Raw genomic sequence first — 19,570 nt, 5'->3', positions numbered from 1 at the left:
CCCCCGCCCCGCCCCCTCCTCGGCGATCTTGCGTTTTCGGTCGCCATTTCGCGGCTTCTGTGGGCTTTCGTCCCCGCAGAAAGTGCAAGATCGCCGAGGGCGTGGGCGGGGTTACGGGATCAGGTGGGGGCGGATCTCGTCTGCTGCGGTGTCGCCGTAGGACTCGGCCAGGCGCTTGACGAACAGGTCGCGGCGGACGTCGTACTCCTGGGTTCCCACCGTCTCCAGGACCAGCGTGGCCAGCAGGGAGCCGACCTGGGCGGCGCGCTCCAGGCCGACGCCCCAGGACAGCGCGGTGAAGAAGCCGGCCCGGAAGCCGTCCCCCACCCCGGTCGGGTCGACAGCCCGGATCTCCCGCGCGATCGGCACGTGGATCGGCTCGAAGTCACGCCCGGCGATCTCCACGCCGTGCTTGCCCAGCGTGGTGACCCGCACCTTGACCAGGTCCAGCAGCTGGTCGTCGCTCAACTGCGCCTTGCTCTGCAACAGCGACTTCTCGTAGTCGTTCGTCATCAGGTACTCGGCGCCCTCGATCAGGGCCACCACGTCCTCGCCGCCCATCCGGGCGAGCTGCTGCGACGGGTCGGCGGCGAACGCGTACCCGCGGGTGCGGCACTCGGCCGAGTGGCGCAGCATCGCCTCGGGGTCGTTGGCGCTGACCAGCACCAGGTCCAGACCGCCGAGGCGGTCGGCGACCGGGGCCAGCTCGATGTTGCGGGCCTCACTCATCGCGCCCGCGTAGAACGAGGCGATCTGGCACATGTCGGTGTCGGTGGTGCAGACGAACCGCGCGGTGTGCGCTACCTCGCTGACGTGCACCGAATCACAGTCGACGCCGTGCCGCTCCAGCCAGGAGCGGTAGTCGGCGAAGTCGGCGCCGACCGCCCCGAGCAGCACCGGGCGCAGGCCCAGCTGCCCCATGCCGAAGGAGATGTTCGCCGCCACACCGCCACGGCGGAGCACCAGATCGTCCACCAGGAAGGAGAGGGACACCTTGTGCAGCTGATCGGCGATGAGCTGGTCGGCGAAGCGACCGGGGAAGCTCATCAGATGATCGGTGGCGATCGAGCCGGTCACGGCGATCTTCATGTCAACCCTCGGGGTCGGGAGCAGGGCGCGGTCAGCCTACCGGCCCGGTGAACCGGTGGTGTCCGGTCGGTCGGACAACGACTACCGGTCGGGACCGCCCCCGGCACGACGTCGGGGCCGCCCCGAAGGACGGCCCCGACGTCGCTGGTGCGTGGCGCGTGACTCAGTTGAACGAGTCACCGCAGGCGCAGGAGTTGCCCGCGTTGGGGTTGTCGATGGTGAAGCCCTGGGCGTCGATCCGGTCGGCGAAGTCGATCGTCGCGCCGGACAGGTACGGGGCGCTCATCCGGTCGACGACGACCTCGACACCACCGAAATCGGTGACGACATCACCGTCGAGCGAACGCTCGTCGAAGAACAGCTGGTACCGCAGGCCGGAGCAGCCACCCGGCTGCACCGCGACGCGGAGCCGCAGGTCGTCGCGGCCCTCCTGCTCGATCAGGGCCTTGACCTTCTGCGCCGCGACGTCGGTGAGGACGACGGAAGTAGGGGCCTGGGCCTCGGTCGACTCGGTCTGCGCTGGCGTGGTCACGTGGAAGTCTCCCTGCGCGGTTTGGGTCCGGACGCACTGGCCAACGTCGCGCGCCGACCAATGATTCCCGGTTGTGGTCCTCTCCCGATCGTACGCCGCCTCGGCCTGGTGCACCCGCGTGGCGTGATCGCCGCCGCAGGTCGGCCCGGTCGACGGGCGACCTACGGCCCTCAGCGGCTCCACTGCCGGGCCAGTCGGGCGCCCAGCTCGCGCAGTCCGTCCGCGGGGCGGCTCAGCGCGGCGTCGAGCCCGCCGGCCTGCTCCCCGCCGAAGTGCTCCACCAGGCTGTACGCGTCGGTGACCCCGGCGGACGCGGCCTCGCGCCGGCCGGTGCTGACCTGGCCGGCCACCACCACGCAGGGCACACCCCGGTCCCGGGCCGCGCCGGCCACCCCGGCGACCACCTTGCCGCGCAGCGACTGGTGGTCGAAGGACCCCTCCCCGGTGATCACCAGGTCGGCGGCGTCCAGCGCGGCGTCCAGCGCGGTGGCCCTGGTGACCAGGCCGATACCCGACTCGCAGCCGCCGCCCAGGGCGAGGATCGCCGCGCCGAGCCCACCCGCGGCACCGCCGCCGGGCAGGGCGCCGAGCCCTGCCGGACAGCCGGGCAGGTCCCGCTCCAGGACCGCCGCGAAACGTTCCAGCGCGGCGTCGAGCAGCAGCACGTCGGCGCGGTCGGCACCCTTCTGCGGGCCGAACACGTTGCTCGCGCCGTGCAGGCCGAGCAGCGGGTTGTCCACGTCGGTGGCGGCGACCAGGCGGGCGTCCCGCAGCCGGGGCGCCCCGTCGAGGGCGTCGACCAGGGCCAGGGCCGCCCCGCCGTACGGCAGCGCGGCGCCCGCGGCGTCCAGTGGCGTCACGCCCAGCGCGGCGAGCATCCCGGCGCCGGCGTCGTTGGTGGCCGAGCCGCCCAGCCCGATCACCACAGTCCGCGCCCCGCTCTCCACCGCGGCGGCCACCAGCAGACCCAGCCCGTACGAGGTGGTGGTCTTCGGGTCGCGTTCGGCCACCGACAGCAGGTGCAGCCCGCACGCCTGGGCGCTCTCCAGGTAGGCGGTCGAGCCGTCGGCGGTGAGCAGGATCTCACCTGCCGCCGGTCGTCCCAGCGGGTCGACGGTCGGCACCGGCACGCGCCGCCCGTCGAGGGCGTCGGCGAGCACCTCCACGAAGCCCGGCCCGCCGTCGGCGAGGGGCCGGATCAGCAGGTCGTCACCATCGGCGACGGAGCGCCAACCGGCGGCCACCGCGTCGGCCACCTCCGGTGCGGACAGGGTGCCGGCGAACTTGTCCGGGCAGAGCAGCACGCGCATGCCGAGCAGTGTGGCAGCCCACACCGAGCGAAGCTGCGCCGCGCTCGCGCTGTGGGACCATGGGCTACGTGACTTCGACCTGGGTGGAACCCTCCAACACGGCGACGGCTCTGCTGCTGCTCGGCCGGGGCAGCGACCCCGACACCGAGCGCGGCGTCGAGTGTCCGGGCGATCTGCCGGCGCCCAGCGATCCGGATCTGGTGGCCCGCGCCACTGCCGCGAAGGCGAAGCTGGGCAGCAAGGTCTTCGTGCTGGGGCACCACTACCAGCGCGACGAGGTGATCCAGTTCGCGGACGTGACAGGCGACTCGTTCAAGCTGGCCCGGGAGGCGGCGGCCCGTCCGGACGCGGAGTACATCGTCTTCTGCGGCGTGCACTTCATGGCCGAGAGCGCCGACATCCTCACCACCGACACCCAGCGGGTGATCCTGCCCGACCTCGCGGCGGGCTGTTCGATGGCGGACATGGCCGTGCTGGGGCAGGTCGAGGCCGCCTGGGACACGCTGACCGAGCTGGGCATCGCCGGCGAGACGGTCCCGGTGACGTACATGAACTCCTCGGCCGACATCAAGGGCTTCGTCGGCCGCAACGGGGGCGTGGTCTGCACGTCCTCCAACGCCAAGCGCGCCCTGGACTGGGCGTTCGAGCAGGGGTCAAAGGTGCTCTTCCTGCCCGACCAGCACCTGGGCCGCAACACGGCGGTGCTGGAGATGGGCCTGTCGCTTGACGACTGCGTGCTCTACGACCCGCACAAGCCCGGTGGCGGGCTGACTCCGGAGCAGCTGCGCGACGCCAAGATGATCCTCTGGCGGGGGCACTGCTCGGTTCACGGCCGGTTCACGCTCGACAGCGTCAACGACGTACGGGAGCGGGTGCCCGGCGTCAACGTGCTGGTCCACCCGGAGTGCCGGCACGAGGTGGTCACCGCGTCCGACTACGTCGGCTCCACGGAATACATCATCAAGACGATCGAGGCGGCGCCGGCCGGTTCGGCGTGGGCGCTGGGCACCGAGCTGAACCTGGTCCGCCGGCTCGCGCTGGCGCACCCGGACAAGCAGATCATGTTCCTGGACAAGGCGGTCTGCTACTGCTCGACGATGAACCGGATCGACCTGCCGCACCTGGTCTGGGCCCTGGAGGAGCTGGTCGCGGGCCGGGTGGTCAACCAGATCACTGTGGACGCCGACACCGCCCACCACGCCCGGGTGGCACTGGACCAGATGCTCGCCCTGCCCGGCGCGGACACTCCGCCACCGAGCGCCGGCTGATCACTTTCCGTAGCGCCGTTGGTACGCAAAAGTGCCGGATCACCGATTAATGCCACACACGCCGGTGTGACCGAGTCCTTTTTCGTCACCGAGGGCTATGCTGCCGGAGCGACGACGCGAGCGGGCCGTTTCGATATGGCCGCATCCGGGGTAGCGACAAGGTTCACGCTCCCCACCATCAACACAGCAGCACCGAAGCGCTGGAGGTTGCGTTGACCGACGACGTCCTGGTCGTGCACGGAGGCACTCCGCTTGAAGGGCGGATCCGCGTGCGCGGCGCGAAGAACCTGGTTTCGAAGGCGATGGTCGCCGCGCTGCTCGGCGACACCCCGAGCCGGCTGTTCGACGTGCCAAAGATCCGTGACGTCGAGGTGGTCCGGGGTCTGCTCGGTCTGCACGGCGTCAAGGTGACCGACGGCGTCGAGGACGGCGAGCTCGTCTTCGACCCCGCGAACGTGGAGAGCGCGAGCACCGACCAGATCAACGTGCACGCGGGGTCGAGCCGGATCCCGATCCTGTTCTGCGGTCCGCTGCTGCACCGGCTCGGGCACGCGTTCATTCCGGACCTGGGCGGCTGCCACATCGGCCCGCGTCCGATCGACTTCCACCTGCAGGCGCTGCGCGAGTTCGGCGCGACTGTCGACAAGCGGCCCGAGGGCCTGCACCTGTCGGCGCCGAACGGTCTGCACGGCACCAAGTTCGCCCTGCCGTACCCGAGTGTCGGCGCCACCGAGCAGGTGCTGCTGACCGCGGTGATGGCCGAGGGTGTCACCGAGCTGCGTAACGCCGCGGTGGAGCCGGAGATCATCGACCTGATCTGCATCCTGCAGAAGATGGGCGCGATCATCAAGGTGCACACCGACCGGGTGATCGAGATCCAGGGCGTGCCGAAGCTGCACGGCTACACGCACCGGCCGATCCCGGACCGGATCGAGGCGGCGAGCTGGGCCGCCGCCGCGCTGGCCACCCGTGGCCACGTCGAGGTACTCGGCGCGCAGCAGGCCGACATGATGACCTTCCTGAACATCTTCCGGTCGGTCGGCGGCGAGTACGAGGTCACCGACGCCCGCGCTCCGAAGCTGGGCGACCCGGGCCAGGAGGGCGGCATCCGCTTCTGGCACCCCGGTGGCGAGCTGAACGCGGTGGCGCTGGAGACCGACGTCCACCCCGGCTTCATGACCGACTGGCAGCAGCCGCTGGTCGTGGCGCTGACCCAGGCCCGCGGCCTGTCGATCGTCCACGAGACGGTGTACGAGCAGCGGCTGGGCTACACCGAGGCACTGAACTCTATGGGCGCCAACATCCAGGTCTACCGGGACTGCCTCGGTGGCACCCCGTGCCGCTTCGGCCGGCGCAACTTCAAGCACTCGGCGGTCATCGCCGGGCCGAGCAAGCTGCACGCCGCCGAGCTGGTCATCCCCGACCTGCGGGCCGGGTTCAGCCACCTGATCGCGGCGCTCGCGGCCGAGGGCACCTCCCGGGTGTACGGCGTCGACCTGATCAACCGGGGCTACGAGGACTTCGAGGCCAAGCTCGCCGACCTGGGCGCGCACGCCGAGCGTCCGTAACGCCGAGCACCGATCGTTCGACGACGACGGCTCCAGGTCGCACCGCGGCCTGGAGCCGTCGGCCGCTGTACCGCGATGTGCACCGGGCTCCTGTCGTTGGCTACCCTTGCCGCGTGCCGTCGCTCTTTCGCCGCAAGTCCACCGACCTCGTCGACGAGGCCGTCACCTCGGTGACCCCCGAGGAGACCGCCGACCGTCCCCGGGGTTACACCCCGGCCAAGGGTCGCGAGACTCCGAAGCGGCCCACCGTCGGCCGTCGCCCGGCCGGCCCCAGCCGTCCTCTCACCAAGGAGGAGGAGCGGGAGCGCCGCCGCCAGCTGCGTGCCGAGGCCGCGTCGGAGTTCCGCCGCGAGGGCGGCCCCCGCGACAGGGGCCCGGAGCGGCTGCTGGCGCGCAACGTGGTCGACTCCCGTCGTACCGTCGGCACCTGGTTCTTCGGCGGCGCGCTGATCGTGCTGATCGGGTCGAACGCGGCGATGCCGGCCCCGGTGCGGTTGATCTCCAACCTGCTCTGGGGCGCTTTGGCGCTGGGCGTGGTGATCGACTCCGTGCTGATCTGCCGCAAGATCGGCAAGCTGGTCCGCGAGCGCTTCCCGAAGACCGACCAGCGCATGGGTTCGCTCTACCTGTACGCGGTGATGCGGTCGATCACGTTCCGGCGGATGCGGGCCCCGGCTCCCCAGGTGAATCTGGGCGACAAGGTCTGAGCGCCCGCGCCGCGCACGAGCAGCATCGGCCCAAGCCCGTCACGAAGCATCCGGGGCCCGGATGTTCGTTGTACCGTACGCGTAGTTCACCCTGGTGAACAGGTTGTCGCTGGTCGGCCGACGAACACTGATCCCTGGAGCGCAGCCATGCCCGCTGAGCCGGACGGCCCCCTCGCCACCATCGCCGGGGCCCTGCGTCGGGAACGCGAACGGGTGGGCATCTCGCTTACCGAGCTCGCTCGCCGGGCCGGGGTCGCGAAGTCCACACTCTCCCAACTGGAGTCGGGCACCGGCAACCCGAGCATGGAGACGCTGTGGGCGCTCAGCAGGGCGCTCAACGTGCCGCTCGGCCAACTGGTCGAGCCGGCCACGGGCGGCGTGCGGGTGATCAGGGCCGGCGACGGGCCGCAGGTCGGCTCCGAGCAGGCCGACTTCACCGGCAGGCTGCTCAGCGCCGGCGCGGCGCACCTGCGCCGGGACATCTATCTGATCAAGCTGGAGCCGGGCGCGATCCGGACCGCCGACGCGCACACACCGCGCAGCGTCGAGCATGTGGTGCTGGCCGCCGGACGGCTGCGGGTGGGCCCCGAGTCGGGCCCGGTCGAGATCGAGCCCGGCGACTACGCGGCGTTTCCCGGCGACGCGCCGCACCGCTACGAGGCGCTGCTGCCCGGCACCGTCGCGGTCCTCGTCATGGAGCATCCCTGAGCCTCGGGCGGGCGTACCGCCCCGGCCCCGCCTCGACGGTGGGAGTATCGTCGAAAGCCAGATTCGGTTATAGACCCAAATGTCCGAAACTATGGGATAACGTTTGCGCCCGTGGGCGGTGCCACAGTGGCGGTGGGAGAGCCCACGCCGTTACCCTCCATCCGCAGCCACGCCCTGCCGGGACGGGCGAACCGGAACCGGTACGCGAGGCCCCAGCGCGACAATTTGCAACGAGGTGACAACGCCGTGAGCGAGCGGACGCGAGCCGGCCACCGGGGCGTGGCAGGCGGCGACCGGACGCCCGGCGGTCACCGGCGTACGAACGCGGACGGCCCACCTCCGGCGGGGATCGACCGAGCGGTCGGGTGCGGCGACGGGCTCGACGGATGAGCGGCCGCTACACCGACCGGTGGCGGGACCCGAACGAACCGTCCTGGGTGCTCGAACCGACCACCGAGTGGCATCCCCAGTTCCCCGGCCAGCGCTACCCCGGCGACATCGGGATGTCCCACCAGCCGCCCCCGCCGCCTCGCGGCCGGGCGACAGTGGTCGGCCGTGCCGACGTGCCACCACTGGCGCCCACCCGCCCCGACGGCACCTACCTGGGCCGGTCGTGGGCCGACGAACCCCCGGCCGAGCAGGACCCGTACGGCCGGTCCTGGCCCGACGAGGAGCAGCCCCACGGCCGATCGCGGGTTGACGACGACAACGGCTACGGCCGCCTCCGCGGCGACGAACGTCCGGCCGAGGCGTCCGGCCACGGCCACTCCACCGACACCCGCCACTACGACCACGAGCCGTACCGGCGGCCACTTCCCGAGCCACCACGCCGCGACGACCGCCGCTCCGAGCCGGACCGGCGGACCGCCTGGTCCGACCGGCGCCCCGGTGACGAGCGCGCACCGGCCCGCGAGGCCGCCTGGCACCGCGACCAGCCCGCCACCGAGCGGTACGACAGTCGCCGGTCCCGCCACGAGCCGGCCGAACGGGACCGTGGATACCCGGGCACGCAGCCGGTCTCCCCCGCTCCCCGCGTCGATTCCGGTCGGGTACCGGAACCCGACGAGCCGCCGCGCCGCCGTGGCGCGCAGGACCGCCCGGCCGCCGGCTACGACCGGCACCCCTCCGACGGGTACGGACCCCGCCCCGCCCGGGGTCACGACGGTCGCCCGGTCGACGGCTGGGCCGCCGAGGGCGCGGGCCAGTGGGCGCCAGTCGACAGCCGCTCGCGTCACCGCCCGGACGAGGGCGCCGGCGCACCGGGGACACCCGACGACGGACGCCGCCGCCGGCCCGACCCGGAGACGACGGGCCAGCCGCGCAGGGACGACGAGCGGCGGCGCTCCGACGCCGACCCGTACCGGCAGCAGCCACGCGAGGCGGCGGCCCGCGCCGAGACGTACCCGGACCGGCGTCCCCGCGAGGAGGTACGGCCGGACACCTACCACGAGCCCCGCCCACGGCCCGGTCACCGGCCGGACGGCGACCTGCCGTGGCCGCCCCCGGGCCCGGTGCGTCAGGACCGCGCCCGCGAGACCGGTCCCCGCACCGAACCGCACAGGCCCGCCGAACCCGGCGTCGCGGCGCGACCGGCCGCCCGTTCCGAGCGCGCGCCGGCCCCACCGCCTCGGTACGACGAACGACAGGCACGTCCGGCGGCCGCCGCGCCACCGCCGACCACCCACGGTCGGACCGCTCCGATGCCGCCGGCACCCGTCTCCCCCGCCACGCCGGGCCGGGCCACCCCCGCGCGCCCGGAACGACAGGTGTCCCCCGCGCCCGTCCCGCCGGCCGCGACACCCGGATGGAACCGACCGGTCTCGGCCGCACCGGTCTCCCCCGCGTCGACGGATTACGGGCACCGGCCGGCCGAGCACCTCCCACCCGATCGCCCGGACCGGGACCGGCCGGTCTCGGCTGCCCCCGTCTCGCCGGCGACCGACGGACCCGTCTCCGGTCCACCGGCCGCCCGCCTCCGGCTGGAGTTCCTGCCCGCGCCCGTGGATCCACCGCTGCCCGACGAGCAGCCGCAGACGCCTCCGCAGCCCCAGTCGCCGTCGCAGTCGCCGTCGCCGTCGCAGTCGCCGTCGGTCGAGCGTCGGACGCCGTCCGGCCCGGCGCCGACGGCCTCGGCCCCGCCGCCGCGCTACCCAGGTGTGAGTCAGGCGAACCGCCAGGCCGACGACGAACGGCGCAGCGCGGAGCGGGCACCCGAGGCGCGGCCGGTCCGTGAACCGGCCCCGCCCGCCTGGCAGCAGCCGGACCGAACCACGCCCCCAGCGGCCGCCGCACCTTCGGCGGACGCCGAACGGGCGCTCCCGATCGCCCCGGGCGTGCCGCGTCGCTACGTCCCACCACCGCCCTCGGAACCGTCGGTACCGCCCGCCACCGAGCCGGCCGAGGCACCGGTGCGGGGGCCGGACGCCTGGTTCAGCCCCGCCCAGACGGCGGAGTCCGACCGGGACGGCGCGACGGCGGACCAGCCGCCCACAGCGGGACGGCCGACCCTCGACGACCCGAGCGTCGAGCCGGCCGCACACCCGGTCTCCGCGCCACCGGCGGTCCCGGTCTCCGCACCGCCAGCCTCGGCGCCGCCCGTCTCCGCACCACCGGCGGCCTCGGTTCCGGCACCACAGGTGCGCCCCGTCTCCGCGCCGCCCGTCCCGGGCCCGCCGACACGGCCCGTCTCCGCGCCGCCCATCTCCGCGCCTCCCGACGCGGCACCGTCGGCCGGGCCGGTCTCCGCGCCGCCGGCCACAGATGAGGACGACGCACGCTGGGCCCGGGATCCCTGGGCTGACGATGTCGCCGAGGACGGGGAACCCGCGTACGGTCCGAGGGCGCTCGACCCGGTCTCCGGCCCACCGGCACGCCCGGTCTCCGGGTCGCCGGATGTCACGCCGTCCGACCCGCGCGGCGAGCCTGACGCCGAGCGTCCCGGCTCCACCCCCGACGTTTTCAGCTCGTGGACGGAGGTCGCCGACCCCGAGGCAGCGGCCCAGCCACCCGCGCCGCCGGTGTGGGACGAGCACGACCCGGCGGTGGAGGTGACCTCCGCGCGGCCCGGCGAGGACCCCGAGCGGCCCGATTCGGCAGAGCCGGTGTCCGCAGCGCCGATGTCCGCGCCGCCGTTCCCGTCCGGACCGGTCTCCGGGCCGCCGGTGTCCTCGCCGCCGGTGTCCGGGCCGCCGTTCCCGTCCGGACCGGTCTCCGCACCACCCGCCCCGGTCACGCCGGTATCCGCGCCGCCCGCGTCCGCGCCGCCCGCGTCCGGGCCACCCGCCCCGACGACACCCGTGTCCGGGCCGCCCGCAATCGACGTACCCGTGTCCGCGCCGCCCGTCTCCGGGCCGCCCGCAATCGACGTACCCGTGTCGGGTGTGCCGGCCGCGGCCGTTCCGGGGCCGCGGACCGGGTCTCCCACCGAGAGCGCACCGGTGTCCGCGCCGCCGGCGGCGCCGCCGGAGCCCGCCCGCCCGTCGCTTGCCGACGAGGGTGACCCGGAGCAGGTCCTGGGGGCGTACCGCTGGCGGCTGGACCCGGTCACCCTGCGGGAGGAGTTGACCGAGCCGGATGATCTGCGGGCCATCCGGCGGCGGTTGACCGGGAAGTTGGGCTCGGCCGTCGACAACCGGGCGCGGGCGCGGCTGCTCAGCCTGCGGGCGGTGGCCTCCCGGATCCTCGGCGAACTGGACGACGCGCTGGCCGACGGCCGGCTCGCCCTCACGTACGCCGAGGCCACCGGCGAGCTGCGCCGGACCGCGCTGGCCCAGGCCCGGCTGGCCCACGTGCTGCGCTGGCGCGGCGACTTCGCCGAGGCCGACCTGTTGTTCGCCCGGGCGAACTCGATCGAGCTTCCCGACCGGTTGCGGGCCGCGCTGCACGAACACGCCGGACGGTCCTGCTACGACCAGGGCCGGCTGATGGAGGCCTGCCACCACTTCGAGCGGGCACTCGACCTGCGCGGCGCCGGCGACGCCGAACTGCTCGACCGGATCCGGGTGGCCCTGGACGCGGTCGCCGCCCGCGCGTCGGCGGACGGCTTCGGCCCGTACCCCAGGAGCCGGGACGACATCCTCGACCGCGACCGGCCCCCGGTGCCGGGGCAGGACGGAACCCTGTGGGGGTACACCGACGCGGACGGTGACCTGGTCATCCCCGCCCGGTACGCGGAGGTGCAGCAGTTCCACGACGGGCTGGCCTGGGTACGCCGCCCCGACACCGACAGGTGGTCGCTGATCAACCTGCTCGGTACGACGGTGATCCCTCCGTCGTACCGGATGGCGCGTCCGTTCAGCGACGGCCTGGCGTGGGTGGTCGGCGAGGGCGGCTGGACGGCCATCGACGCCACCGGCTCGGTGCAGGTGCCGCCGAACTTCGCCGACGTGCGCCCGTTCCGCAAGGGCGTGGCGGCGGTACGGCGGGAGGGGTGGGGTGCCGTCGACCGGACCGGCCGGATCGTTGTGGCGACCCGTTACCACGGTTTCCACACCGAACTCGCCGGTGGGGAGCAGATCGACGGGTTCACCGACGAGGGGCTGGCAGTCGTGGAGGTGGCGGGTCGGCGCGGTGTGGTGGACCGCACGGGGGCGGTGCTGGTGCCGCCGGCGTACCCGATGCTTGTCATCCACCCGGTGGCGTTCCTCGTCGAGACTCCCGGCGGGCGGTGGGGGGCGCTGGACCGGCGCGCCGAGCCGCTGATCGACCCGGTGCACCCCGACCGCGCGGCGGTGCTCGACGAGATCGACAGGTTGCTCGCCGACGCGAATCCGGTGCTCTGAACGCCGGTCGGCGGTGTTCACCGGGCGGGGCTAGGGTCGGGGAATGGAATTCCGACACCTGGGCCGTTCCGGCCTGATGGTCAGCGAGATCTCGTACGGCAACTGGATCACCCACGGTTCGCAGGTCGAGGAGGACGCCGCGTTCGCCTGCGTGCGGGCTGCCCTGGACGCGGGGATCACGACCTTCGACACCGCGGACGTGTACGCCGGCACCCGAGCGGAGGACGTGCTCGGCCGGGCGCTGGAGAACGAACGCCGGGAGGGCCTGGAGATCTTCACGAAGGTCTACTGGCCGACCGGGCCGGGTCGCAACGACCGTGGCCTGTCCCGCAAGCACATCATGGAGTCGATCAACGGCTCGCTGCGCCGGCTGCGTACCGACTACGTGGACCTCTACCAGGCCCACAGGTACGACTACAGCACGCCGCTGGAGGAGACGATGGAGGCCTTCGCCGACGTCGTGCACTCCGGTAAGGCGCACTACATCGGGGTCTCCGAGTGGACCGCCGAGCAGCTGCGCGCCGCGCACCCGCTCGCCCGGGAGCTGCACGTCCCGCTCGTCTCCAACCAGCCGCAGTACTCGATGCTGTGGCGGGTCATCGAGGCCGAGGTGGTGCCGGCCAGCGAGGAGCTGGGCATCGGGCAGATCGTCTGGTCGCCGATGGCGCAGGGTGTGCTCTCCGGCAAGTACCTGCCGGGCCAGCCGCCGCCGGCCGGTTCCCGCGCCACCGACGAGAAGTCCGGTGCGGGCTTCATCTCCCGGTTCATGAACGACGACGTGCTGACCCGGGTGCAGCGGCTCAAGCCCCTCGCCGAGCAGGCCGGGCTGAGCATGGCCCAGCTCGCCGTGGCGTGGGTCCTGCAGAACCCGAACGTCTCCTCGGCGATCATCGGCGCGTCCCGCCCCGACCAGGTGCACGACAACGTGAAGGCGGCCGGGGTGAAGCTCGACGCCGAGCTGCTCAAGGCGATCGACGAGATCGTCGAGCCGGTCACCGAACGGGACCCGGCGAAGACCGAGTCTCCCGCGCAGCGTCCCTGACGCCGGTCCGGTCCGGTCGGCGCGACACCTGTCGCGCCGGCCGGGCCGGGTCAGCTCAGCTCTGCCAGAAGCGGATCAGATCCAGGCCGGTGGCGTAGAGCCACGACGGCAGGCCGAGCAGGTCACCGACCGCGAAGACCGCGTCGAAGAACCACCCTCCGATGCGCGGGTTCCACAGCAGCGCGAAGAGCAGGATGAAGCCGTACGGGGCGAACAGGTCGTACATCCGCCGCCACTGCGGGTTGAGCCACGGTTGGATCATGTTGCCGCCGTCCAGGCCGGGCACCGGCAGCAGGTTGAGCACGCTCGCGGTGAGCTGGAGGAACGCCAGCAGCGCCACCCCGGCCCAGAACTCCACAGGGCCACCCGAGGACGTACCGAGTCGTACCGCCAGCACCAGCAGCAACGTGAACAGCACGTTCGTCGCCGGGCCGGCGAGGCTGACAAGTGTGTGCCGCAGCCGCCCCGGGATGGAGTGCCGGTCCACCCACACCGCCCCGCCGGGCAGGCCGATGCCGCCGAGCAGCACCACCACCACCGGCAGCACGATCGACAGCAGCGGGTGGGTGTACTTGAACGGGTTGAGCGTCAGGTAGCCGCGGTGGGCGATGTCCCGGTCACCGGCCCGGTAGGCGACCACCGCGTGGGCGTACTCGTGCAGGCAGAGCGAGACCAGCCAGCCGGAGACCACGAACAGGAACACGTTGAAGCGGGCGTTGCCGTACCCGTTCCAGCTCAGCACGCCGCTGACGGCGAAGAGCGCGACCAGGCCGAGGAAGACCGGGCTGGGCCGGAACGCCGCCTTCGGCACGCCGAGCACCAGCCCGTCGGCGCCCGGCCGGTCGTAGCTCATCACTCGGCCGTGGGCAGCAGGCTCATCCGGTAGTCCACCCGGTCGTCCTCCACGAGCGCGACCGATGTGACGCCGGACGCCGCGAGCTCCCGCCAGGTCTGACCGATCCAGGATTCGGCGTCGGCCTGACTGCCGAACGACTCCGCAGGTCCCTCGACCGTCTGCCCGTCCGTGCCCTCGTACCGCCAGCTCCACGCCATGCCGCGTCTCCCCTCGCCGCTGAAGTCCCCGTGGGACGAACCCCCGCCAGCGTAGTCGGCCCCGCGCCCGACGGCCGCTCGCTCGCCTCCGCCGCGACCGGTGGGTTGATCAATCCTGGTCCGTCGCGACGCCGGGCCGGCAGGCAGCGCGACCCCGGCCGGCCTTAAGGTACGGGCATGTCCGTTGACGGGTGGAACACGGTCCTGGTGCTCGGCGGCACCCGGTCCGGCAAGTCGGAGTTCGCCGAGTCCCTGGTCATCGACGCGCCGGTGGTCCGCTACCTCGCCACCGCGCCGGAGGGCGACCCGGAGGACACCGAGTGGGCGACGCGGCTGGCGTCGCACCGCGCCCGCCGGCCGGGCAGCTGGACGACCGAGGAGACCGCCGAGGATCCACGCCGGCTGGCGGACGTGCTCGCGTCCGCCGAGCCCAACGAGACGCTGCTCGTGGACGACCTGGGCGGCTGGGTGACGGTGCTGCTCGACCCCGAGCACCAGCCGGCCGACGACGTGGCGACGATCGCCGAGCTGGCCGACGCTGTCCGCACCTGCTCGGCGAAGGTGGTGCTGGTCAGCCCCGAGGTGGGGTTGTCGCTGGTGCCGACCACGCCGCTGGGTCGGGCGTTCACCGACGCGCTCGGCGCGGCGAACCGCGCGGTAGCCGACGCCTGCGACGCGGTGGCGCTGGTGGTCGCCGGCCAGCCGGTGTGGCTGAAGCCGACCGACCACGCGGTGCCGGCGGCGCCCGCGACCGCGACGGCCACCGCGCGTGTCGCCCCCCAGCCGGTCCCGGCCGACACCGACACCGAGCCCACCCCCGAGGTGCAGCTGCCGGAGGTGCTGACCCATCCGGCGCCGCCCGCCCCGAACCAGGAGCCCGGCAACCCCTGGGCCGCGCCCACGATGGCGCTGCCGATGGTCGCCACCGGGCTGGTCATCCAGCCGGGCATGGAGCTTCCGATGCCCGACGAGTACGCCGGCCCGCAGGCCGTCGACCGTCTGGCCACGTTGGACGTACCCGGCGCCGGGCTGGGCGTCCTGGACCGGGTGGTCGGCTTCGCGGCCGCCACCCAGGCCACCTCGACGCCGGCCCCCTGGGGCTCGGTACGGGTGCTGCTGCTGCACGGCGACCACTCCGGCGGGGCGTCGGCCGGCGCCGTCCCCGGTGAGTCGGCGCGCCGGGCCCGGCAGGCCCGCGCCGGTCAGGGCGCGTTGGCCCGGCTGGCCGCCGAGAGCGGCGCGAGCCTTCAGGTGGTGGACGCCCCCACGGCGGCGGCCATGGAGGACGAGCCGGCGCTCTCCCCCGAGCAGGTCGAGTCGGCGCTGCGGTACGGCTGGCGGCTGGCCGAGCAGGCCGCCGACGCCGGCGTACAACTGCTGGTGCTGGGGGCGTGCGGGGCCGGCACCGAAGCGGCTGCCGCGGCGGTGCTCGCGGCCACGGCGGGCGCGGAACCCCCGGCCGTGCTCGGTCGGGTGATCACCGACTCCGGCGAGATCGACGACGCGGCCTGGATGGTCCGCTGCGCGGCGGTACGCGACGCGTTGCACCGCACCCGTCGTTCGCCGCGAGGCGCCAAGGACGTGCTTGCGGAACTGGGCGGCGGTGACGTGGCGGTGGCCACCGGTGTGCTGCTGGGCGCGACCGCCCGGCGGGTGCCGGTGCTGCTGGACGGGCCGGTCGGGTTGGCCGCCGGAATGGTCAGCCGCGACCTGGCCGGGCAGGCCCGTCACTGGTGCCTGCTCGCCGACCACGGCGGGCACCCCGCGGTGCGGCTCGCCGCCGACGTGCTCGGCCTCACCCCGCTGCTTGATCTTCGACTGGATCTGGGCGAGGGCGCCAACGCGCTTGTCGCGTTGCCGCTGCTGCGCTCGGTGCTGGCGCTTGCCGCCGCGCTGCCGACCCACCCGTCGCTGGGCGGCGGCGAGCCGGCGTCCGAGGAGCCGGAGTACACCGACGAGGAGTACACCGAACCGGACTTCACCGAGCCGGAGCCGGACGGGCCGGGCCCGGCCAGCACCGGCGCCGACGAGCAGCCGGCGTCGGGCTGGCGTGCCGGCTGAGTCGCGGCTCGTCGCTGGCGCCCGACTGGCGGTCACCACGTTCAGCACCCTGCCGGTGCGCGCCGGACGGATCGACCGCCCGGTGGCCGGCACCGCGATGGCGCTCGCCCCGGTGGTCGGCGCGCTGCTCGGGGCGCTGCTGGCCGGGGTGCTGCTGCTCGTCGGCGCGCTCGCCGCACCGCTGGTGGCCGCCGGGGTGACGCTGGGGGCCGCGGCCCTGCTCACCCGGGGGCTGCACCTCGACGGGCTGGCCGACACCGTGGACGCCCTCGGCTCGTACCGGCGGGGCGCGGCGGCACTGGAGATCATGAAGAAGCCGGACGTCGGCCCGTTCGGCGTGGTCGCCCTGGTGGTCGTCCTGCTGGTGCAGGCGGCGGCGCTCACCGAGCTGGCCGGCCGCCCCTGGCCGGCGTGCCTCGCGGCGGTGGTCGCGGCGACGGCCGCCGGGCGGCTGGGCGTGACAGTCGCCTGCCGTCGGGGCGTACCGGCGGCCCGACCCGACGGGCTCGGCGCTGTGGTGGCCGGCACTGTCGGCCCGCTGGCACTGGCCGCCGGCGCGGTCACCGTCGCGCTGCTGGCGGTGCCCGCGGTGCCGGGCCGTGCGTGGCAGGGGCCACTGGCCGTCGTCGTCGCGATCGCCGTCGCGATCGCGCTGCTCCACCACGTGGTACGCCGGTTCGGCGGCATCACCGGCGACGTGCTCGGTGCGACGGTCGAGGTGGTCACCACGCTGGTCTACCTGGGTCTGGTGCTGTCCGCCTGAAGCGGGCGCGGCGGGCCGGGTAGCGTTCGGCTCGACAGCACCGGCACGGCAACCGGGGGAACCCACATGCTCATCACTGACGACTTCCTGCCCGTACCGGTGCCGGAGTCGCTCAGCGCGACCTACCTGGTGCCGATGGTGGGGCTGCCGAAGGTCAGCGCGAAGACGGCGGTGGCGGCGCTCACCGGCCGGCTCGCCGAGCCGGTGCACGGGCTCGCCCGGCAGATGCTTGACAGCCCGCTGATGAGCGTGGACACCAGGCCGATCGCTGAGTTTCCCGAGCTGCCACCGGATCTGCTCACCGCGTTCGGCGCCACCGAGGAGCAGCTGGCGCGGCTGGCGGCGGCGACGCACCTCGTCGTGGTGCAGGCCGAGTACCGGCCGGGCTGGCCCCCGGCGCACGAGTGGGCGGCCCGGGCGGTCGCGGCGGCGGTCGCCGAGTCCGTCGACGGCGACGTGGTGGACGTGTTCGGCCTCCAGTTCCTCGACCCGGCCACCGCGCTGCGCTCGCTCCCCGACGAGCAGGGCCGGATCCGGCTTGTCGACTGGGTGCTGGTGCCGTACTCCTCGGACACCGAAGGGCTGTGGTTCACCACCAAGGGGCTGCGCCGCTTCGGACTGCTGGAGTTGCAGACCCAGGGGGTGCCCGACCATCTGACCCGGGCCTGGGGTGCGGTGATGACCGGCGCGGCGCGTCGGCTCCTGCGGGACTGGACCGACGGGCTCACCGGCGACGAGGTGCCGGCGTTCGTGCAGCTGCCGGTGCTGGCCACCGTCACCGGGCACGACATCGCGGTGGCGTACGGCAACCCGGAGCAGCACGGCGCGACGGCGCCTGTGCTGCTGCGCCTGGAGCTGGACCCGGCGACCGATCCGGAGGCCGACTCGTTCCTGAGCCTGCGCCCGCCGGCCGGGCATCCCGGCCCGGACGGGCGTTACTACGCCGCCGCGTGCGCGACGCTGTTCTCCGGGATCCAGCCGGACGTGCGCTACGCCCGGTCCGGTGACGCGATGAGCCGGGCGGTCGCCACGGCCCGCGCGGCGCTGGGCGACGCGCGGGCACGCTTCGTGGCCGGCCGGTTGCCCGCCGAGTCGCAGCTGGTGGTCAAGTACGGCCTGCCCGGCGACGACGGCCCGGAGTACGTCTGGGCGGGTGTCACCTCGTGGGAGGCCCCGGAGCGGATCGTCGGCGTGAGCGCCAGCGACGCCAGCACCGACCCGAGCGTGCGCATCGGCGCCCCGGTGGTGGTGGAGGCGACCGAGGTGGTCGACTGGGCCGTCCTGGACGCGACGGGTGTCATCGAGGGCGGCTGGACCCAGGCGGTCCTGGACTCCGGCGAACCCCCCACCCCACCCGACCAGCAGCGTTGATCATGAGGTTGCCGGCGATTTCGATCTCCGAAGAACCCGTCAACCTCATGATCAGCGTCAGCGTACGGAGGGGGTCACGAAGGGGGGCTTCGTCAGCGTCAGGGGGGCTCGGCGGCCCCGGATGTCGATCTCGACCTCGTCGCCGTCCGCGAGCTTGGCGTCGGTGTCCAGCAGGGCCAGCGCGATGCCCTGCTTCCTCGTCGGGCTGAAGGTGCCGCTGGTCACCACGCCCACCTGCTCGTCGCCGACGTGCAGGGTCATCCCCGGCCGCGGGATGGCGCGGTCGACCGCCACCAGGCCGCGCAGCGTACGCCGGGGGCCGGCGGCCTTCTCGGCGAGCAGCGCGTCGCGGCCCCAGAAGGCCTGCTTGTCCCAGCCGACCGCCCAGCCGGAGCGGGCCTGCACCGGGGTGATGTCGAGCGACAGGTCCTGCCCGTGCAGCGGGTAACCCATCTCGGTGCGCAGCGTGTCCCGGGCCGCCAACCCGCAGGCGCGCAACTCGAACGCCTCACCGGCGGCGAAGAGCGCGTCCCAGACGGCCACCGCGTGCTCCGCCGGCACGACCAGCTCGTAACCCAGCTCGCCGGTGTAGCCGGTGCGGCAGACGGTCAGCTCCACCCCGGCCAGGGTCGCCGCCGAGAAGCTCATGTAGCCGTGCTCGGTGGGCAGGCCGAGGGCGGCCAGCAGCTCACCCGAGCGGGGACCCTGCACGGCCAGCACCGCGTACGCCTCGTGCTCGTCGGTGACGGTGACCGACTCCGGCGCGGCGGCGCGCAGCCGGCGCACCACCTCGGCGGTGTTCGCGGCGTTCGGGATGAGGAAGACGTGGTCGTCGGCGTACAGGTAGGCGATGATGTCGTCCACCACGCCGCCGGTGGCGTCGTCGCAGCAGAGCGTGTACTGCGCCCGGCCGGGCCCGATCCGGCCCAGGTCGTTGCTGAGGCAGGCGTTGACGAAGTCGGCCGCGCCGGGGCCGCTCACCCGGGCCTTGCCCAGGTGCGAGACGTCGAAGACCCCCACCGCCGTACGCACCGCGGTGTGCTCCTTGAGCACCCCGCCGCCGGCGTACTCCAGCGGCATCTCCCAGCCCCCGAACGGGGCGAATTTGGCGCCGGCGGCGGTGTGCCGCTCGTGCAGCGGGGAACGGCGCAGCCGGGTCGCGGCGGCGTCGGAGGTCACGTCGGTCATGGGTGGCAACTTACCGGGGGCAACGTGGCTGGTTAGCATCGGCGGGACCCCTGCCGGCCCGATCGGCGGGACAACCCCGACGTCCGGCGGGTAGGTTCCGCCGGAGACCTTCACCGCCGGTACGCGACG

General features: G+C 73.8%; 15 protein-coding genes. 9 read left to right on the top strand and 6 right to left on the bottom strand.

Annotated elements, in window-relative coordinates; all coding sequences use genetic code 11:
• Positions 1 to 111 precede the first annotated feature (111 nt).
• The 3 genes from ACZ6N8_RS09520 to ACZ6N8_RS09510 all read right to left on the bottom strand — a co-directional run bounded on the left by ACZ6N8_RS09520 (position 112) and on the right by ACZ6N8_RS09510 (position 2,931).
• Positions 112 to 1,089: a carbohydrate kinase family protein gene (locus ACZ6N8_RS09520; RefSeq protein ID WP_466008848.1), complete on the bottom strand. Its 978-nt coding sequence runs from the start codon at positions 1,087 to 1,089 to the stop codon at positions 112 to 114.
• Between the two features lie 163 nt (positions 1,090 to 1,252).
• Entirely contained in the window at positions 1,253 to 1,621 is a 369-nt protein-coding gene (erpA, locus tag ACZ6N8_RS09515) for an iron-sulfur cluster insertion protein ErpA (RefSeq protein ID WP_007463211.1), read from the bottom strand.
• A gap of 170 nt (positions 1,622 to 1,791) precedes the next feature.
• On the bottom strand, positions 1,792 to 2,931 hold the full coding sequence (locus tag ACZ6N8_RS09510) for a glycerate kinase family protein (RefSeq protein ID WP_466008846.1): 1,140 nt from the start codon (positions 2,929 to 2,931) through the stop codon (positions 1,792 to 1,794).
• 68 nt (positions 2,932 to 2,999) lie between these two features.
• On the opposite strand from ACZ6N8_RS09510, the gene nadA reads away from it, so the two are divergent.
• From nadA to ACZ6N8_RS09480, 6 genes are all read left to right on the top strand, one after another.
• Positions 3,000 to 4,199, top strand: coding sequence for a quinolinate synthase NadA (gene nadA, locus ACZ6N8_RS09505; protein WP_466008845.1), 1,200 nt, complete (start codon positions 3,000 to 3,002; stop codon positions 4,197 to 4,199).
• Positions 4,200 to 4,411: 212 nt separating this feature from the next.
• Positions 4,412 to 5,767 carry a UDP-N-acetylglucosamine 1-carboxyvinyltransferase gene (gene murA, locus ACZ6N8_RS09500; protein ID WP_387119904.1) on the top strand — a complete coding sequence of 452 codons (1,356 nt, stop codon included), beginning with the start codon at positions 4,412 to 4,414 and terminating at the stop codon, positions 5,765 to 5,767.
• A 113-nt stretch (positions 5,768 to 5,880) separates the two neighbouring features.
• Positions 5,881 to 6,474, top strand: coding sequence for a DUF3043 domain-containing protein (locus ACZ6N8_RS09495; RefSeq protein WP_364362524.1), 594 nt, complete (start codon positions 5,881 to 5,883; stop codon positions 6,472 to 6,474).
• A gap of 147 nt (positions 6,475 to 6,621) precedes the next feature.
• Complete coding sequence (locus tag ACZ6N8_RS09490; protein WP_466008842.1) at positions 6,622 to 7,182, top strand: helix-turn-helix domain-containing protein; 561 nt, start codon at positions 6,622 to 6,624, stop codon at positions 7,180 to 7,182.
• A 386-nt stretch (positions 7,183 to 7,568) separates the two neighbouring features.
• The gene (locus tag ACZ6N8_RS09485; RefSeq protein ID WP_466008840.1) at positions 7,569 to 11,963 is read left to right on the top strand and encodes a WG repeat-containing protein; all 4,395 of its coding nucleotides are present in this window, start codon (positions 7,569 to 7,571) and stop codon (positions 11,961 to 11,963) included.
• A 43-nt stretch (positions 11,964 to 12,006) separates the two neighbouring features.
• On the top strand, positions 12,007 to 13,005 hold the full coding sequence (locus tag ACZ6N8_RS09480) for an aldo/keto reductase family protein (protein WP_466008839.1): 999 nt from the start codon (positions 12,007 to 12,009) through the stop codon (positions 13,003 to 13,005).
• Positions 13,006 to 13,060: 55 nt separating this feature from the next.
• On the opposite strand, the gene ACZ6N8_RS09475 is transcribed toward ACZ6N8_RS09480, so the two are convergent.
• A complete protein-coding gene (locus ACZ6N8_RS09475) occupies positions 13,061 to 13,858 on the bottom strand; it encodes a site-2 protease family protein (protein ID WP_364362520.1) in 798 nt (265 codons plus the stop codon).
• Positions 13,858 to 14,058 carry a hypothetical protein gene (locus tag ACZ6N8_RS09470; RefSeq protein ID WP_007463228.1) on the bottom strand — a complete coding sequence of 67 codons (201 nt, stop codon included), beginning with the start codon at positions 14,056 to 14,058 and terminating at the stop codon, positions 13,858 to 13,860. Before ACZ6N8_RS09470 ends, ACZ6N8_RS09475 begins: the two co-directional genes overlap by 1 nt.
• 177 nt (positions 14,059 to 14,235) lie before the next feature.
• On the opposite strand from ACZ6N8_RS09470, the gene ACZ6N8_RS09465 reads away from it, so the two are divergent.
• From ACZ6N8_RS09465 to ACZ6N8_RS09455, 3 genes are all read left to right on the top strand, one after another.
• A complete protein-coding gene (locus ACZ6N8_RS09465) occupies positions 14,236 to 16,119 on the top strand; it encodes a bifunctional adenosylcobinamide kinase/adenosylcobinamide-phosphate guanylyltransferase (protein WP_466008837.1) in 1,884 nt (627 codons plus the stop codon).
• Positions 16,109 to 16,882 carry an adenosylcobinamide-GDP ribazoletransferase gene (locus ACZ6N8_RS09460; protein WP_466008835.1) on the top strand — a complete coding sequence of 258 codons (774 nt, stop codon included), beginning with the start codon at positions 16,109 to 16,111 and terminating at the stop codon, positions 16,880 to 16,882. Before ACZ6N8_RS09465 ends, ACZ6N8_RS09460 begins: the two co-directional genes overlap by 11 nt.
• A 66-nt stretch (positions 16,883 to 16,948) precedes the next feature.
• Positions 16,949 to 18,253 (top strand): DUF2314 domain-containing protein, encoded by a 1,305-nt coding sequence (locus tag ACZ6N8_RS09455; protein ID WP_466008834.1) that lies wholly within the window; start codon positions 16,949 to 16,951, stop codon positions 18,251 to 18,253.
• A gap of 57 nt (positions 18,254 to 18,310) precedes the next feature.
• Here ACZ6N8_RS09455 and gcvT read toward each other — a convergent pair whose 3' ends face one another.
• Entirely contained in the window at positions 18,311 to 19,441 is a 1,131-nt protein-coding gene (gene gcvT, locus ACZ6N8_RS09450) for a glycine cleavage system aminomethyltransferase GcvT (protein ID WP_466008832.1), read from the bottom strand.
• Positions 19,442 to 19,570 lie beyond the last annotated feature (129 nt).

Source organism: Micromonospora sp. NPDC047521 (assembly GCF_055587305.1).
The sequence above is the reverse complement of the archived record's forward strand: the minus strand, read 5'-3'. Positions and strand labels throughout refer to the sequence as shown.